We start from the raw sequence: 15,282 nt of genomic DNA, 5'->3' as shown, positions 1-15,282 counted from the left end.
GCGCTGCGTCAAACCGTCTCTGGAAGGCCATGAACAAAATGCCTGCCGGCGCGTCTATTGGCCTCATCTCGCCGCAACACGGAAAAAGTCATGCAAGTTCGCAAAATCGCACTCTCCGATGCGTCCTTCGAACGCTCGCCAGGGCAAGACGCAGAGATCTACGCCGGCAATGTCATCGACCAGCGCCACGGCGGGCCCGTCACGATCGGCTTCGGCCGCTACGCTCCGGACCAGAGCCTCGTCGAAAAACTCGCGGTCGACGACATCATGCTCGTGCTGGAAGGACAGCTCTCGGTGACGAGCGAGGGACGCACGGTCACTGCAGGCCCCGGCGAGATCGTCTATATGCCCAAAGGCGAGACGGTCACCATCCGCTCACTCGGGCAAGGCGCCGTCACCGCCTACGTCACCTATCCGCACTGGCAAGAGGCGCGCGAATGAGACGCGTTGCCCAGCGCTATTTCAGCGGCAGGAACAGCTCCGCGACCGTCTCATGCTCCGGCACCTCCGGGAAGAAGCTCAGGCGCTGGCAATAGAGCGGGAAGTCGCGCGCTTCCTCGCCGCTGGCCGGAAACCAGTCGCGATAGAGAAACAGCGCGGCGGGTTCGAGATTGTCGGTGTAGCCGACGACGCGCAGCACGGCGCAGCGCCCGCCAGGAATTTCGCCGGCCCTCATCGCCTCGCCATTCGCCGCGATCGGGTGCTCGGTTCCGGCACAGAGGTCGACGCTGTAATCGGCCGGCATCGAGGGGCGCCGCTCGGAACGCCAGACGGTGAAGGTCGGGCTGCTGCTGGGATGCAGGCCGGCGGCCTTGCGCCAGGCGATGAAGCGGCGGATGGTGTCGCCGAGCCTCGCCGGGGCGCCCCGATGCTCCATGATCGCCACTTTCGTGGTGGGCACATCGCGGATCGTCACGTCGTCAGCCGTAAAATTCGTCTGCATCAGCTTGCTCCTCGCATTGTCCAGAGGCCCCAGGGCCGCAAGCCACGGCTCCCAATCGGGAGATTTCTGGAACGACGACGGCGATTGCCCGAACCTCTGCCGAAAGGCGCGGGCGAAGGCATCGGGTGCATCGTAGCCGGCATCCATCGCGATGTCGGTGACGCCGACGGCGTCCCCGTAAGCCAGCCGATATGAAGCGCGCTTCATGCGGGCGAGCTGGACATAGCGATACACGGACAAGCCGAAGGTCGCCGTGAACTGCCGGTGGAAATGGAATTTCGAGAAGGCCGCGACGCCGCTCAAGCTGTCGAGATCCAGGTCAGCGTCGAGATGCCGGTCGATATGATCCAGCACCCGCCGCATCCGGGCCTGATAGTTTTGCAGTACCGCCGTCATCGTCCCTCCTCCGTGGCGGTGTCGTGTTAGCCGGGGATGGCGGTCGCGCGCGCGACCGATCTTGCGGACTGTCGTCGCCCGGCTCGACCGGGCGACCCAGTACGCCGCGGCCTCCCGGTTCAATCACGAGTTTCTCTGGAATACTGGATCGCCGGATTAAATCGGGCGATGGCAGCGAGTGTGTGGCGCGAGCGTTCGATGCCCTACCCGCCCGCCATCAATTGCTTCGCCAGCGCCATATAGGCCGGCAGCGTCACGGGATCGTTGGCAGCGTTGCCCGCGACGGGATGCGAGGCGTAGCGCGCGATCACCATCTCGGCCTTGGGATCGATGTAGATGCCCTGCCCGTAGACGCCGCGGGCCATGTAGGCGCCGTGCTCATTGTGCGTGACCCACCATTGATTGCGATAGGACGCGCCCGGCAGCGTGGTGTAGCCGGCCGGCTTGAACTTTTCGGGGTCGCCACCGCGGGCGATGTCCTCGACCACCTGTGACGGCACGACCTGGCGGCCGTTGAAGCGGCCGTGATTGCGCATGGTCTCACCGAAGCGGGCGAGATCGCGCAAGGTGGTGGAGAGACCACCGCCGCCGCTCTCGGTGCCGATGCGATCGACGTGATAATGCGCGTCCTCCTCCGCGCCCATCGGCTGCCAGATCCGCTCGGACAGCAGGTCGGACAGCGCCATGCCGCTGGCGCGCCTGATGATCCAGGCGAGCACGTCGGTGTTGACGGTCTTGTAGGCAAAGGCCTTGCCGTGCTCCCCCTGCTTCTTCTGTGCAACCAGAAAGTCGAAGATGGTGGTCGCACCGTCATAGCCGGGCGGGATCGGCGCCATGCCATTGGCGCGCCGCAGGCCCCAGACATGCGAGTTCTTATCGGTGTAGATCTCGGTGTATTCGAGCCCCGTGGTCATATCCATGACCTCGTGCACGCGCGCATCGCCGAACGCGCTGGTCTTCAGTTCCGGCACATAGTCGGTGACGGGGGCCTGCGGATCGACCTTGCCTTCCGCGATCAAGATGCCCCCGAGCACGCCGGTGAACGATTTCGTCACCGACATCGCGATATGCGGCTTGTGCGGCTTCAACGCGCCAAAATAACGCTCATAGATCAGCTTGCCCCGATGCAGCACCGCGATGCCGTCAGTGTAGGTCTCTTCCAGCATTGTCGCGAACGTCATCGGCCGCCCGTCCATCGTGGTCGAGGCGACCGCGCCAATATCCTGCTCCGAACGCGGCAGCGGAGATGCCGGCCCTGCCCCGCGCCAGACGTTCATCGTCGGCACCAGCTGGCGGATGTTGCTCCAGGCCCAGCGGAGCTCGGGGAAGTTGCGGAACGAGCCGTCCTGGAAGGTGATGGTGCGATCAGGTGACGGCGGAAAGCCGCGCATCCAGCCGAGGGTTTCGGGATCGGATTCGGCGGAGGTGAGTTGGGTGGGCTGGACGGACATCAACACGGGCTCCAGAGAGACGATGCGGACGTCGTAACATGCGACGGCAAGAGGTACATCTCGCGTTTATGCCGGGGTGCTGCGCGATGATCAGGATGGAGCCAAAATTCCCTGAAGGATCGAACGGTGTTGCCTCGTCGGTGCCGCATGGCCCAACTCGCCTCGCCGCGCGCGGTTGGCTCGCTTCGACGCGCTCACTGGTGTGATCCGTCCACCTCCCTGGCGAAGGCGAGCAGCAGTTCGCTCAGCCGAACCGGCTGCTCCTGCTGGATCCAGTGACCGGCGCCGTCGATCAGCTCGATGCCGCCCATCCGCGTTGTCGCCTTCGTCCTCATGAGATCGAGCGCGCCTGGCGCCGAATAGGTGCCCCAGTCGCTTTTCCCGCCGATGAAGAGCGATGGGACATCGATCGTCCTGCCGGAAAACAGGCGCAACCCGGCATTGAGGTCGGCATCGGAAAAGACGCGATACGCCTGCAAGGCGCCTTGAAATCCGGTGCGGTCATACTCCTGCGTGTACACTGCAAGCTCCGGCTCGGTGAGCCATTTGCAGGAGTGGACCTCGGCGGCGGAAGGTTGGAAGGGAGCGACGGTCTCGGGCATCGTCTTGCCGAGATCCATCACGTAATAAGTGGGCATCTGTGCAAGATCCGCGGCGGTTCGCCCCTTCAACGGATGCGGCTTGTTTCCCGGCCAGTCGGCGCTCTTGACGTGGAAGAATGCGCGAAGAAACGCGTGCAGGCCTTGGGGCGGGTGACACATGTCATCGTTCGCCCGCCGCGCGCTCAGATATTGCTGATAATGCTCTCTCGGCGGATCGAGCGCCGCCAGCGCGGCTGCCAGCTTTCGATTTTCGTTGTTCGCTTGAACCGACGGCGCCTCGGCTTCCGCGGTGTTGAACGGAAACGCCGGCGGCCCCGGAAACGGTGCGCTCATCAGCACCACCGAAGGAAAGACGTCAGGCCGGGCGAGCGCACAATACGCCGCCACGGGCGAGCCAAGGTCGTGCCCGACGAGCATTGCCGTTCGCCGATATCCCAAGGCCGAAACCAGTCCGAGGGCATCACGCGTCATGTTCAAGAGACCGAACGGCGCGAGCGGGGTGTCATAGCGGTTCACCCAGCCGCTGGTGCGGCCAAAGCCCCGCTGGTCGGGCGCCACGACATGGTAGCCCGCGTCAGCCAGAAGCGGGATCAGGTGGCGCCAGCCGTAAGCCAGATCCGGAAAGCCGTGGAGAAGCAGCGCGAGCGGCCGGCCGGGGCTTTCGTGACCGGCCTCGAGAATATGAACGTCGAGGCCATTGATCCCATGGAGCATGCGTGAGCGCACCCCTTCGGGAAGCGTTCCTTCGCCATATGGGGATGTCGTCAAATCACGTCCTCCTATGGGATTTGCGCAAGCCGGGCGAAGTGAGGCCGCAGCCAGGCTGGCCGCGCCCATCGCCAGCACGGCTCGCCGGGACATCGATGGTTTGAAACTGACGGGATGCTTCAAGCGCCGGCCCTTCTATGGTGATCACCATAGTATGGCGATCGCCATAGCGGCGTCAAGCGAAGTCTGTTATGTGTGGCGCATGCCACGCAAGACCGACGCCCGCGCCAACGCGATTGCCACCGCTCAACGACTGTTTCGCATCCAAGGCTACACCGCGACTGGATTGACCCAGATCATCGCAGAAAGCGGTGCGCCCAAAGGATCGTTCTACTTTCACTTTCCACGCGGCAAGGCCCAGCTCGCGGAAGAAGCGATCGATCATTACGTCGCGAGTAGAATTGCGGTCCTGCGGAATATCTCTGCGGATACGGCAGGCGATGCCCGCAAATTCATTCGTCAGATTTTCCGGACATTCGCGGCGGAAATGGTTGCCTCTGATTTCCAGTATGGCTGCCTGATGCAAAATCTGGCGAACGAGCTGCCCGCGCTCGACGCCGAGCTGACCAAACGGGTCGCGCGCGGATTTGTCGATTCGACCGAGGTCATCGCGCAGCATTTCAGGGGGTGCGGCTTTTCTCCTGCGCACGCATCCTCTGCCGCATCCGCATTGGTCGCCGCCCTCGAAGGCGCGCGAACGATCGCCCGCCTGGAACGCGCGCCTTCTGTCTTCAAAGCGCTGGCGGAGGTCAGTGTGCAGCGGTGCTCGCCGCCGGAACAGGGATAGCTGCCGTCATGCGCATGCAGGGTTTTTGTCTGCGCATGCGCCGCCCGACCTCAAGCGCTTTGCTTGACGCAGGCGCCCGCCAGGATGAAGTCGACGCCGGCAACGAACTGCTGGCGATCGTCATGCTCGCTCAGTTGCGCCGCCACCCGCCGAAGAAATGGACGCGATTCGGGATCATCCTGAATCCAGCGCGCGGCTATGGCCTCCAACGACGCCTTGCGATCCGTTCCGCCGGGAAGCGCGCGGGCGTTGGCCGCGTTCTGGCCGGCCACGCCGAGGATGTAGTTCGTCAGCGCTGAGGCGCAGTCGAATTGTGCATCCATGGGAACACCGAGCGGCTGGAGCCATCCGCCGATGCGTTCGAAGATCTCGCCGACCGCGGAATGCCATGGTTCGCGGGAAAGATGAGCGCCGGCCCAGGGGTGGGCGTCAATCGCATCGAAGACCGCGAGCGCGATGGCGCCGATCGCGGCCCTTGGCTCCTCTTCCCTGGCCATCTTCGCCAGGGCGCGGGCGAGAACATCTTCCGTCGCGGCGGCAAGGAGGTCGTTCCTGTCAGCGATATGCCAGTAGATCGCTCCGCTGCCGGTCGCCAGGTGCCTCGCCAGCGCCCGAAATGTCAGAGCGGCCTCCCCGCGCGCATCGAGAATTTCGATCGCCGCCTCGACAATCCGCGCCTTGGACAGGGCATCCGCGCGTCGCGCGGTCTGGGGGGCTCGTTTAGACATGCGCCAACATGACATATCTGGAACGCCGTTCCAACCAATGCTATATGGAACAATGTTCCAATAAGCTTGAGGCGCTCCCATGACCATTTCCGTGACCGTTGTTGGTGCAGGCTTGGGCGGCCTGACCCTCGCCCGCGTGCTCCACGTCCACGGCATCGCTGTCACGATCTATGAAGCAGAGCCCTCCGCGCACGACCGCGCGCAAGGCGGCCAGCTTGACGTACACGAACACGACGGTCAGCAGGCGCTCGCGGCCGCCGGCCTGACGGACGCATTCCGCGCCATCATTCACGAGGGTGGCGACGCGACGCGCGCGCTCGACCGCAACGGCAATGTGCTGCTGGACCAGCCCGGAGACGGCAGACGTCCCGAGGTGCTCCGGGGCGACCTGCGGCGGATACTCATCGACTCCTTGCCCGCCGGGACGATCCGGTGGGGGCGGAAGCTGACCGGAGCCAGGCTACTTGGCGGCGGTCGTCACGAGCTGACTTTCACCGATGGCTCGGCTGTCGAGACCGAATTGCTGGTCGGCGCCGATGGCGCCTGGTCGAAGGTGCGCCCGCTGGTGTCGGACGCGGTGCCCGCCTATGTCGGCGTGTCCTTCGTCGAGACCTACCTGCACGACGCTGATCGGCGTTTCCCCGCAACGGCTGCGGCGGTCGGGGCCGGCGGAATGTTCGCGCTCGAACCGGGCAAGGGGATCACCGCGCACCGGGAGCCGGCTGGCGTGCTCCACGCCTACATTCAACTAATGCGACCTGCGGCGTGGTTTGCGGAGATCGACTTCAACGACGCCGCGACCGCGAGAACCCGGATCGCAGCCGAATTCGACGGGTGGACACCGGCTCTCACCGCATTGATCACCGACAGCGACACGGCGCCGGTCCTGCGAACGATCAACGCGCTGCCGGTCGGTCACCGATGGACTCGCACCCCAGGCGTGACGCTGCTCGGCGACGCCGCGCATTTGTCGCCGCCGGCCGGCGACGGCGCAAACCTGGCGATGCTTGACGGGGCCGAGCTCGGCGAGGCGATCGCCGCTCGGCCCGGAGACATCGAGAATGCGCTGGCCCCCTATGAGGCGGCGATGTTCTCGCGCAGCGAGGTTGCTGCCGTGGACGCGCACAGCGTCCTGGACCTTTGCCTGGGTGAGCGCGCGCCCTCCAGCCTCGTCGACTTCCTCGGCGCCGCGGCATGACGGCGCTTCTCCGGAGACGCGAAGCCGGCATTGCCGCGAAGCGCCTCAGGCGTTCGCTGATGCTGGCCGAAGGGATCGAGCTCAGGCACGCCGCGTGGGTCGAAGCCCGACGTTACCCAGCAGGATCGTCAGCGCGTCCCGGCGCGTCACCGTAACTCCAGACTGTCATCGTAACTCGGACATCGTTATCCGATTCTTGACGCTGGGACGCTCCTGCATCCTTGCGTACCATGTCAAAAGAGCCTCGCACGCCGCCGGCACCTGCACGTCCACGAGGCCCGCGAAGATCAAGCCGCCGATGAGGGTGATATCGGCCATCGTGAATGCGTCGCCGGCGACGAACGGCTGTCGTTTCAGAATGCCGTCAAAGTAGTGCATCCCCCTGAGGGCCTTGTCGCGCTGGCGCAATCCCCATTCGGGGTTCTGATAGATCTCGACATGAGGCCCGAGGCCGGGCGTGGCATGGTGGAAATAGACACTGATGGCATCGAGCACTTCCAGTTCGGCGCGTTTGCTCATCATGTGAATCACGCCCTTTTCACGCGCCGTCCTGCCGGTCAGCGTCGGCGCGCCATCGAGCGCATCCAGGTACTCGGTAATTGCCGTGCACTCGCCGATGAAGGTCCCGTCATCGAGTTCGAGCACCGGCAGGGTGCCGGAGTAGTTCTTGGCGAGGAATTCGGGCGTCTTGTGCTCGCCCTTGTAGAGATCGACCAATACGAACTGCACGCGCGATTGCAGGTTCTTCTCGGCCAGCGCGATGCGAACGCGGGCGGGATATGGTCCCCTTGGCCAATCGTAGATCTTCATCACGACTCCTCTGTCTACCTGTCACTTGGTAGGCTGATATGAGGGCTTCCAATTCGGCTGGTCAAGCCCTACCTGTCACTTGGTAGATAACGAAGCAGTGAGGCATGAAAGTGAGTTCGAGCGCTCGGGAAGCCATCTTGGCGGCAGCAAAACGGACGGCGCAGGCCCGCGGCTATGGCGGCCTGAACTTCCGCGATCTCGCGGACGAAGTCGGGATCAAGGCCGCCAGCATCTACCACCATTTTCCGAGCAAGGCCGATCTCGGCGCGGCCGTCGCACGCCGCTACTGGGAGGATACCGCCGCCCAGCTCGAGGCGATGCTGGCAGAAACCGCCGATCCCGTCCGCTGCCTGCGCCGATATCCCGAGGTGTTTCGCAAGGCGCTCGAGAACGACAACCGCATGTGCCTCTGCAGCTTCATGTCCGCGGAAATCGAGGACCTGCCGGCCGCGGTCAAGACGGAAGTCCAGACATTTGCCGACGTCAACGTGGCGTGGCTGAGCAAGCTGCTGGTGGCTGCGGGCCTGGTCAGTTCGAGAAAGAGCGAACAGCGAGCCCGCGCCATTTTCGCCGCCATCGCCGGCGCGCAGCTCATCGCCAGAAGCCGCTGCGATATTTCGCTCTACGATACGACCATCGACAACTATCGCGCCGCGGGTCTTCTGCCGGCATAGATGGGCCTACATCAGACCGCAGCGGGGGCGGCGACGCCCTGCTCCCACCTGTCCCGCCGCCTTGCTCCCGCGTCGTACACCACCCGATTCATGCGCTTCGCCTCGTTGATGATCGCGGCGATCAGGGCGGCGGCAACTCACTAAAGGGATCGAGCACAGGCACACCGAGCGGCTCGAAGTGTCTGACATTGCGCGACAGGATCGTCAGCGCGTGCTGACGCGCCGTCGCAGCAATGATGATATCGGCAAATCCGGGCGCATGCCCCTGCCCGCGAGCCCGGTCCGATAGCTCTCCCGCGAGCCGCGCGGCTGCCGTGTCAAACGCCAGGACTCGGTTACCATAGAGATGCAAGACGGCGTCCAGCCATTGGGCCAAGTCCTTGCTCCTGCGCGTGGCCTTCTCGCGTCGCAGCTTGGCGATTCCGTCCTCGACCTCCGCAATCGTCACGGCGGACAAGAACAACGAGGCGGATTGCGCATCCATCCACTCGGCCAGCTTGGCGGATGCCGACCGGCTCGGCGAGAACGCGGATATGACGTTGGTATCGACGAGGTACACGTTTCAGAAGTCGGTCTTGCGCAACTTGGACCGATTCCGCGCCGGCAGTTCTCCCACCCTCACCGGAGCTGCCGCGAGCAAGCGCCCGAAGCTCGGGACCTGCGACAGGCGACGCCACTCCTCGTAGCTCAGCACCACCGCCTGCTTCTTGCCATGACGCGTGATCACCGCAGGTTTGCCGTCGATAGCCTCATCGACGACTGCGGACAGATTGGCCTTCGCATCACGAAGCTGAATTTCGCGCATGAGGCACCTATATGACCACAGTAGTCATACACGCAATCGCCTCTCAGTTCAAGGAGGCGGCGCAGGCGACGCGATAGGTTTCGGCCTACTCCGCCCATCCTGCGGGCTGTTCAAGTGCTCACTGCTTGAAGCAATGCTCGCGGTGCCATCGTAAAAAATGCGGATGAGGTCGATCTAGCGGCCTTCTTGGCTCAAGCGCACGACCGGTCTTGTTGATGACCGATCGAACTCCTTCCAGGTCGTTCGTCTGGCGGGAAATCAATATTTCCAGATCATCGGCTAGGCTAATCAAACCGCGATCGAACATCCAATGCGCGATACCAGACAGAGCGATGCCATTGCTGACGATGTCCGGTCCATTGGCCTCCACAGGCCGAATGTGCGCCGCCGCAACCTCAGCTCGCCCCATTCCATTTATGAGCTTCAGTCCAGTAATGGCGCAACGTTCATCGTAAGCACGCAGCACGATTCGACGAAAAACACGATCACGCAAAACTCTCGATACCGTAAGACTGACGCGATCTCGCTGCTGCTCAAATTTGAACGGCGCTTGCTCTTTTTCGTCAAATTGAGACCGCCGCACATCCGCATCCACGCGGGGCAGCAGCGGCGCGCCCTCAGCGAAGCCGAGTTCGAATATTCTATTAAAATCTTCAAGCGAGATCGGCCGGACTGCTGACTGGGCACGCCCTGAAATTCGTCCCTGCTCATTCAGGACGCCGCGCTCTACGGGACCGTCTGGACCGCTGAAGGAAACCGGATTGGCAAAATCCAGATAGCTTCCTGGCTCGATAAGAGCGAGGTACATGCCCTCAGTGCCGGGGTCCGGAACAACGCGTTGAACCCGGGCAATCGCAAAGTAACCACGCGTCTCAGCGACCTTGCGCGGCTCGTAGTAGATGATCCAATCGCCAATGCAGGCTTCGACGCGACCAAGATACTGGCTGGGAAATTGATACCGTTCAGCCGGGCTGTCATCGTAGATCGAATCCGATCGATGGATGAATACCCCAAATCCCATGATCTATGCCGCGCTGCCTCTTGCCGGGAAGAAACGACTTAGCTCAGTAACAAGCAAGTTGGAGAGAAGCCCCTACTCCCACTCGATCGTCCCAGGCGGCTTGCTGGTCACGTCGTACACCACCCTATTCACGCCCTTCACCTCGTTGATGATGCGCGTCGCGGTCTCGCCCAGGAACTTCATGTCGAACTGGTAGAAGTCGGCGGTCATGCCGTCGGTCGATGTCACGGCGCGCAGGCCCACGACGTAGTCGTAGGTGCGGCCGTCGCCCATGACGCCCACGGTCTTCACCGGGAGCAGCACCGCAAAGGCCTGCCAGATGTCGTCGTAGAGGCCGTGCTTCCTGATCTGGTCGATGTAGACGGCATCGGCCTTGCGCAGGATGTCGAGCTTGTCCTTGGTGATCTCGCCGGGGCAGCGGATGGCAAGGCCGGGGCCCGGGAACGGGTGGCGGCCGACGAAGATTTCGGGCAGGCCGAGCTCGCGGCCGAGCTTGCGGACCTCGTCCTTGAACAGCTCGCGCAGGGGCTCGACGAGCTTCATGTTCATGCGCTCGGGGAGGCCCCCGACATTGTGGTGCGACTTGATGGTGACTGAAGGTCCGCCGGTGAAGGAGACGCTTTCGATCACGTCGGGGTAGAGCGTGCCCTGCGCCAGGAAGTCGGCGCCGCCGATCTTCTTGGCTTCAGCTTCGAACACCTCGATGAAGAGGCGGCCGATGGTCTTGCGCTTGGTTTCGGGGTCGGTGACGCCTTCGAGCGCGCCCAGGAACTGCTTGGAGGCATCCACATGCACGAGCGGGATGTTGTAGTGGTGGCGGAACAGGTCGACGACCGTTTTCGCTTCGTCGAGGCGCAGCATGCCGTGATCGACGAAAACACACGTCAGTTGGTCGCCGATGGCCTCGTGGATCAGCACGGCCGCGACGGCGGAATCGACGCCGCCGGACAGGCCGCAGATCACCCTGCCCTTGCCGACCTGGGCGCGGATCTTAGCGATCTCCTCCTCGCGGAAGGCGCGCATGGTCCAGTCGCCGGTCAGGCCGGCGATCTTGCGCACGAAATTGCGGATCAGTTTGGCGCCGTCCGGCGTGTGCACCACTTCGGGGTGGAACATCAGGCCGTAATACTTGCGCGTCTCGTCCTGGATGATCGCGAACGGCGCGTTCGGCGAGGTGCCGGCGACCGAGAAGCCCGGCGGCATCTTGGTGATGCGGTCGCCATGGCTCATCCAGACCTGGTTCTTGCTGCCTTGCGACCAGACGTCCTCGAACAGCTTGCTGCCCGCCTTGACCTCGACATCTGCGCGGCCGAATTCGCGGTGATGGCCGCCCTCGACCTCGCCGCCAAGCTGGGCGGCCATGGTCATCTGGCCGTAGCAGATGCCCATCACGGGCACGCCCGAGTCGAAGATCAGCTGCGGGGCACGCGGCGAGCCTTCCTCATGCACCGACTCAGGGCCGCCGGAGAGAATCACCGCCTTCGGCTTCATCTCCTTGAAGGCGTCTTCGGCCTTGTTGAAGGGGACGATCTCGCAATAGACGCCGTCCTCGCGCACGCGGCGCGCGATCAGCTGCGTCACCTGGCTGCCGAAGTCGACGATGAGAATCTTGTCGTGCGCCGAGGCCACCGAGGGCGTCGACGCGGAGCGGTCGTTCTGTGCTGCTGTCATGGCAAGCCAATACGCGACGTGCGGCCTGCCCGCAACCGCGCGGGGCGCGCGCCCACATGCTTCTTTGGGCATGGACAAACGCATATAGGTAAGTATTATTGACCTAATTGCCCGCTGATTGAACCGGGGCTAATCAGGGAGAGATCGCCATGTCACAGCACCATCAGCCATCGTCGCTTGCCGCGCTCGGCCGGACCTGGGTCGAGGCCTGGAACGCGCGCGACCTCGAGCGCGTGCTGACGCTCTACGACGAAGATGTCGTGATGACGTCGGACCGCATTCCCATGGTGGGATTCGATGCCAGCGGCACGGTGCGCGGCAAGGACGCGCTGCGGGCCTATTGGAGCAAGGCGCTCGCCCTGCTGCCCGAGCTGCATTTTTCGCTGATCGACGTGTTCGTGAGCCCGGATAGCGTCGTGGTGTTCTACGCGAACGAGCGGGGCACGAAGATCTGCGAATATCTACGGGTGAACGATGCGGGGCTGATCGTGCAGGGCTCGGCCAACCATTTGCTGCATTGAGGGCCGTGTCGAGGCGGCACCTTCGTTGCGGGCGCGGCTCGCAATGACGGAAAAGAAGCACGCGGGAAAGATGCCGCCGTCAGCGCTTGCGCGCGCCGACCTTCCGGACCTTCGTGTCCGACCATGTCAGCGGCCGGCCGGCGCGTGAGGGCAGCACCAATCGCCCGACCGGCTGGCCTGCCTGATCCACCAGGTCGGAATGTGCCTCGCCGCGCGCATAAAGGTGCGCTTCGCCCCATTGCCTCAAGGCGACGACCACCGGAAACAGGTCGCGGCCCTTACGCGTCAAGGCGTATTCCTGATAGGCGCTGCCGTCGGAGGCGGGAACCAGCTCGAGCACGCCGAGATGCACCAGCTTATGCAGGCGCGCGCTGAGCATGCCCTTGGCAATGCCGAGGTTCTTCTGGAAATCGCCGAACCGGCGCAGCCCGTCGAACGCGTCGCGCACGATCAGCAGCGACCACCAGTCACCGATGGCGTCCAGCGCCCGCCCCACCGGGCATTCCACCTTGGCAAAACCGGTCAGCTTCATCAGGCTCTCCAGCTGGTCTTAAAATAAGACTAGACAGCAGCCCGCGCAACTGGTCTTTTTATAGAACTGGATTGACCGTGCCGGAGACGACCATAACGAACGAGAACCCGACGGCGCAGTTGCGAGACAACCCGACAGCCAAAGACGCTGACGAGATCGCGGGGCGCGGATTGTCGCGCCCGATGGCCCTGCTGTTCGCGCTGACCTGCGGCCTGAGCGTCGCCAACATCTACTTCGCGCAGCCGCTGCTCGATGCAATGGCGCATGATTTCGGCATAACGCCGGCCGCGATCGGCATGGTGATGACTTCGACGCAAATCGGCTACGCCTTCGGCCTGATCCTGATCGTGCCGCTCGGCGATCTCTGGGACCGTCGGCGCCTGATCGTCGGCCAGATCACGCTGTCGGCGATCGCCCTGCTCGTCGTCGCCACCGCTTCGCATGCCGCCGTCCTGTTCGCAGGACTGGCGCTGGTCGGCGTGCTCGCCGTCGTCATCCAGGTGCTGGTTGCGCTGGCTGCGACAATGGCACGCCCGGCCGAGCGCGGTGGAGCCATCGGCACGGTGACGAGCGGCGTCGTCGCAGGCGTCCTGCTCGCGCGCTTCGCCTCGGGCACGCTCGCCGATATCGGGGGCTGGCGCCTGGTCTATCTCGTCTCGGCCGGTCTCATGCTCGCGATGGCGGCAACGCTCCTGCGCGTGCTGCCGCGCGCTCCGCAGGCCGTGTTGAGCCGATCCTCCTATCTTGCCTTGCTGCGCTCGACGGCCGCACTGTTCGTCGAGGAGCGGATCGTGCGCGAGCGCGCCATGTTCGCGTTCCTGATCTTCGCCAATCTCAACGTGTTCTGGAACGCGATCGTGCTGCCGCTCGCGGCGCCTCCGATCTCATTGTCCCACACGACGATCGGGGCGCTCGGGATTGCGGGCGTCGCCGGGGCGCTGGCGGCGCGCAACGCCGGCCGCTTCGCCGATCTCGGCTGGGGCCAGCGCACCACCGGGCTGTCGCTGTTGCTGATGCTCGCGGCCTGGGCGCCGATCGCCTGCCTGGACACCTCGCTCTGGCTCCTGCTCGCCGGCGTGATGATGCTCGATTTTGCGATCCAGGCCGTGCACGTGACCAGCCAGAGCCTGATGGTTGCTGCGCGCCCCGATGCCGCCAGCCGTCTCGTCGGCGGCTACATGGTGTTCTACTCGATCGGCAGCGCGACCGGCGCGATCGCATCAACGCTCGTATACGCCATGGCCGGCTGGATCGGCGTCTGCGCGCTCGGCGCCGGAATCAGCGCTGCCGCGCTGCTGGTCTGGGTGATCACGGCAAGCCGGATCGAGGTGCCGGCCGGCTGCGCGGAGGCGCCTTAGCGCATCGCTGCAACGGGATGGAAGACTTGTAAGGATTCCTGAGCTAGCACTGCGCCGCCGGCTCTGAGACAGGATTCCACCATGAAACTCCCCACCTCCCCCTTTACCGTCACCAACTGGAGCAAGGTCGAGCCGACCATTCATGCCGGCGAGACCGGCCAGGCGCTGTGGCGCACGCTCAATATCGGCGACCTCCGGGTGCGGATGGTCGAGTATTCGCCGGGCTATCTCGCCGACCATTGGTGCGACCGCGGCCATGTGATCTTCGTGGTCAAGGGCGAGCTCGACAGCGAGCTGCGCGACGGGCGCAAGTTCAGGCTGACGGCGGGGATGAGCTACCAGGTCTCGGACTTCGGCGACGCCGCGCACCGGTCCTCGACGGCTACGGGTGCCACGCTTTTCATCGTCGATTGAGAGGCGCCAAACGGTCGGGACGACCGGTCATTTGCATCGCAAAATAGCAAAGTCTCGCGACGTGCCGGGTCGCGGGTGGTGCCTTGAAGCGGCCCCAAATTCTCGCTATATTGTGATCATCGATACTTGGCCGAACGACTGGGCCGCTTCGCTTCGTTGCAGACGGGCGCGCACGCTTCCAGATGAATTCTCCAAACATCGACTCATCAGGGCTATGGGCGCAGCGATGCGTACCGGTCCACGTGCGTACCGTCTCTAACTAACTAAAGGAAGTTCCCCATGGCTATGGGCACCGTGAAGTGGTTCAACACCCAAAAGGGTTATGGTTTCATCCAGCCGGACGACGGCCAGAAGGACGTGTTCGTCCACATCAGCGCCGTCGAGCGCGCTGGCCTCTCGACCCTCAACGAGGGCCAGAAGGTCTCGTTCGACATTGTTGCCGACCGCCGCAGCGGCAAGTCGTCGGCTGACAATCTCCGCGTCGGCTAACGCCCGCGCACCGTTCTGACCACAGACGTACCGGCAGAACGCTCGAAAAAGAAAGCCCCGCGACCGGGACCGGTCTGCGGGGTTTTTGTTTGCCCTGTCATTCCGGAGGCCCCT

Annotated in this window: 18 protein-coding genes; 8 read left to right on the top strand and 10 right to left on the bottom strand. The window is 63.9% G+C overall.

The features are described from left to right. Positions 1-90: 90 nt before the first annotated feature. Positions 91-441, top strand: coding sequence for a EutQ-related cupin domain-containing protein (locus HYH08_RS01485; protein ID WP_220007960.1), 351 nt, complete (start codon positions 91-93; stop codon positions 439-441). Positions 442-457: 16 nt separating this feature from the next. On the opposite strand, the gene HYH08_RS01480 is transcribed toward HYH08_RS01485, so the two are convergent. The 3 genes from HYH08_RS01480 to HYH08_RS01470 form a co-directional block, all read right to left on the bottom strand. Then, entirely contained in the window at positions 458-1,339 is an 882-nt protein-coding gene (locus HYH08_RS01480; RefSeq protein WP_220007959.1) for an AraC family transcriptional regulator, read from the bottom strand. A gap of 203 nt (positions 1,340-1,542) precedes the next feature. Beyond that, on the bottom strand, positions 1,543-2,790 hold the full coding sequence (locus tag HYH08_RS01475; protein WP_220007958.1) for a serine hydrolase domain-containing protein: 1,248 nt from the start codon (positions 2,788-2,790) through the stop codon (positions 1,543-1,545). A 194-nt stretch (positions 2,791-2,984) separates the two neighbouring features. Then, a complete protein-coding gene (locus HYH08_RS01470) occupies positions 2,985-4,106 on the bottom strand; it encodes an alpha/beta fold hydrolase (RefSeq protein ID WP_228747455.1) in 1,122 nt (373 codons plus the stop codon). Between HYH08_RS01470 and HYH08_RS01465 the strand changes: the two genes are divergently transcribed. After that, the gene (locus tag HYH08_RS01465) at positions 4,105-4,947 is read left to right on the top strand and encodes a TetR/AcrR family transcriptional regulator (protein WP_502787384.1); all 843 of its coding nucleotides are present in this window, start codon (positions 4,105-4,107) and stop codon (positions 4,945-4,947) included. The two genes, HYH08_RS01470 and HYH08_RS01465, sit on opposite strands and share 2 nt — an antisense overlap. A gap of 50 nt (positions 4,948-4,997) precedes the next feature. On the opposite strand, the gene HYH08_RS01460 is transcribed toward HYH08_RS01465, so the two are convergent. After that, a complete protein-coding gene (locus HYH08_RS01460; RefSeq protein ID WP_220007956.1) occupies positions 4,998-5,675 on the bottom strand; it encodes a TetR/AcrR family transcriptional regulator in 678 nt (225 codons plus the stop codon). A gap of 79 nt (positions 5,676-5,754) precedes the next feature. On the opposite strand from HYH08_RS01460, the gene HYH08_RS01455 reads away from it, so the two are divergent. Next, positions 5,755-6,873, top strand: a complete 1,119-nt coding sequence (locus HYH08_RS01455; protein ID WP_220007955.1) for an FAD-dependent oxidoreductase — start codon at positions 5,755-5,757, stop codon at positions 6,871-6,873. 165 nt (positions 6,874-7,038) lie between these two features. Here the strand turns inward: HYH08_RS01455 and HYH08_RS01450 are convergent, their stop codons facing one another. After that, positions 7,039-7,683, bottom strand: a complete 645-nt coding sequence (locus HYH08_RS01450) for a glutathione S-transferase (protein WP_220007954.1) — start codon at positions 7,681-7,683, stop codon at positions 7,039-7,041. Between the two features lie 110 nt (positions 7,684-7,793). Between HYH08_RS01450 and HYH08_RS01445 the strand changes: the two genes are divergently transcribed. Next, entirely contained in the window at positions 7,794-8,357 is a 564-nt protein-coding gene (locus HYH08_RS01445) for a TetR/AcrR family transcriptional regulator (protein WP_220008336.1), read from the top strand. A gap of 121 nt (positions 8,358-8,478) precedes the next feature. Here HYH08_RS01445 and HYH08_RS01440 read toward each other — a convergent pair whose 3' ends face one another. The 4 genes from HYH08_RS01440 to guaA all read right to left on the bottom strand — a co-directional run bounded on the left by HYH08_RS01440 (position 8,479) and on the right by guaA (position 11,854). After that, complete coding sequence (locus HYH08_RS01440) at positions 8,479-8,916, bottom strand: type II toxin-antitoxin system VapC family toxin (protein WP_220007953.1); 438 nt, start codon at positions 8,914-8,916, stop codon at positions 8,479-8,481. A 3-nt stretch (positions 8,917-8,919) separates the two neighbouring features. Next, positions 8,920-9,162: a type II toxin-antitoxin system Phd/YefM family antitoxin gene (locus HYH08_RS01435; protein ID WP_220007952.1), complete on the bottom strand. Its 243-nt coding sequence runs from the start codon at positions 9,160-9,162 to the stop codon at positions 8,920-8,922. 118 nt (positions 9,163-9,280) lie between these two features. Then, on the bottom strand, positions 9,281-10,183 hold the full coding sequence (locus tag HYH08_RS01430) for an HNH endonuclease (protein WP_220007951.1): 903 nt from the start codon (positions 10,181-10,183) through the stop codon (positions 9,281-9,283). A 72-nt stretch (positions 10,184-10,255) separates the two neighbouring features. After that, a complete protein-coding gene (gene guaA / locus HYH08_RS01425; RefSeq protein ID WP_220007950.1) occupies positions 10,256-11,854 on the bottom strand; it encodes a glutamine-hydrolyzing GMP synthase in 1,599 nt (532 codons plus the stop codon). Positions 11,855-12,003: 149 nt separating this feature from the next. Here guaA and HYH08_RS01420 point away from each other — a divergent pair, with 149 nt between their 5' ends. After that, the gene (locus tag HYH08_RS01420) at positions 12,004-12,375 is read left to right on the top strand and encodes a nuclear transport factor 2 family protein (protein WP_220007949.1); all 372 of its coding nucleotides are present in this window, start codon (positions 12,004-12,006) and stop codon (positions 12,373-12,375) included. A gap of 79 nt (positions 12,376-12,454) precedes the next feature. Here the strand turns inward: HYH08_RS01420 and HYH08_RS01415 are convergent, their stop codons facing one another. Then, positions 12,455-12,907, bottom strand: a complete 453-nt coding sequence (locus tag HYH08_RS01415) for a winged helix-turn-helix transcriptional regulator (protein ID WP_220007948.1) — start codon at positions 12,905-12,907, stop codon at positions 12,455-12,457. 182 nt (positions 12,908-13,089) lie between these two features. On the opposite strand from HYH08_RS01415, the gene HYH08_RS01410 reads away from it, so the two are divergent. From HYH08_RS01410 to HYH08_RS01400, 3 genes are all read left to right on the top strand, one after another. Beyond that, on the top strand, positions 13,090-14,265 hold the full coding sequence (locus tag HYH08_RS01410) for an MFS transporter (RefSeq protein WP_228747485.1): 1,176 nt from the start codon (positions 13,090-13,092) through the stop codon (positions 14,263-14,265). An 81-nt stretch (positions 14,266-14,346) separates the two neighbouring features. Beyond that, a complete protein-coding gene (locus HYH08_RS01405) occupies positions 14,347-14,679 on the top strand; it encodes a DHCW motif cupin fold protein (RefSeq protein ID WP_220007947.1) in 333 nt (110 codons plus the stop codon). 279 nt (positions 14,680-14,958) lie between these two features. Beyond that, on the top strand, positions 14,959-15,168 hold the full coding sequence (locus HYH08_RS01400; RefSeq protein WP_015686739.1) for a cold-shock protein: 210 nt from the start codon (positions 14,959-14,961) through the stop codon (positions 15,166-15,168). Positions 15,169-15,282 lie beyond the last annotated feature (114 nt).

This window comes from Bradyrhizobium sp. BR 10289 (assembly GCF_019455385.1).
Classification (GTDB): Bacteria; Pseudomonadota; Alphaproteobacteria; order Rhizobiales; family Xanthobacteraceae; genus Bradyrhizobium.
The sequence above is the reverse complement of the archived record's forward strand: the minus strand, read 5'-3'. Positions and strand labels throughout refer to the sequence as shown.

Coding starts and splice junctions, on each gene's coding strand:
- HYH08_RS01485 (WP_220007960.1), top strand. CDS start 91: ATGCAAGTTCGCAAAATCGCACTCTCCGATGCGTCCTTCGAACGCTCG.
- HYH08_RS01480 (WP_220007959.1), bottom strand. CDS start 1,339: ATGACGGCGGTACTGCAAAACTATCAGGCCCGGATGCGGCGGGTGCTG.
- HYH08_RS01475 (WP_220007958.1), bottom strand. CDS start 2,790: ATGTCCGTCCAGCCCACCCAACTCACCTCCGCCGAATCCGATCCCGAA.
- HYH08_RS01465 (WP_502787384.1), top strand. CDS start 4,105: ATGCGTGAGCGCACCCCTTCGGGAAGCGTTCCTTCGCCATATGGGGAT.
- HYH08_RS01470 (WP_228747455.1), bottom strand. CDS start 4,106: ATGCTCCATGGGATCAATGGCCTCGACGTTCATATTCTCGAGGCCGGT.
- HYH08_RS01460 (WP_220007956.1), bottom strand. CDS start 5,675: ATGTCTAAACGAGCCCCCCAGACCGCGCGACGCGCGGATGCCCTGTCC.
- HYH08_RS01455 (WP_220007955.1), top strand. CDS start 5,755: ATGACCATTTCCGTGACCGTTGTTGGTGCAGGCTTGGGCGGCCTGACC.
- HYH08_RS01450 (WP_220007954.1), bottom strand. CDS start 7,683: ATGAAGATCTACGATTGGCCAAGGGGACCATATCCCGCCCGCGTTCGC.
- HYH08_RS01435 (WP_220007952.1), bottom strand. CDS start 9,162: ATGCGCGAAATTCAGCTTCGTGATGCGAAGGCCAATCTGTCCGCAGTC.
- HYH08_RS01430 (WP_220007951.1), bottom strand. CDS start 10,183: ATGGGATTTGGGGTATTCATCCATCGATCGGATTCGATCTACGATGAC.
- guaA (WP_220007950.1), bottom strand. CDS start 11,854: ATGACAGCAGCACAGAACGACCGCTCCGCGTCGACGCCCTCGGTGGCC.
- HYH08_RS01420 (WP_220007949.1), top strand. CDS start 12,004: ATGTCACAGCACCATCAGCCATCGTCGCTTGCCGCGCTCGGCCGGACC.
- HYH08_RS01415 (WP_220007948.1), bottom strand. CDS start 12,907: ATGAAGCTGACCGGTTTTGCCAAGGTGGAATGCCCGGTGGGGCGGGCG.
- HYH08_RS01410 (WP_228747485.1), top strand. CDS start 13,090: ATGGCCCTGCTGTTCGCGCTGACCTGCGGCCTGAGCGTCGCCAACATC.
- HYH08_RS01405 (WP_220007947.1), top strand. CDS start 14,347: ATGAAACTCCCCACCTCCCCCTTTACCGTCACCAACTGGAGCAAGGTC.
- HYH08_RS01400 (WP_015686739.1), top strand. CDS start 14,959: ATGGCTATGGGCACCGTGAAGTGGTTCAACACCCAAAAGGGTTATGGT.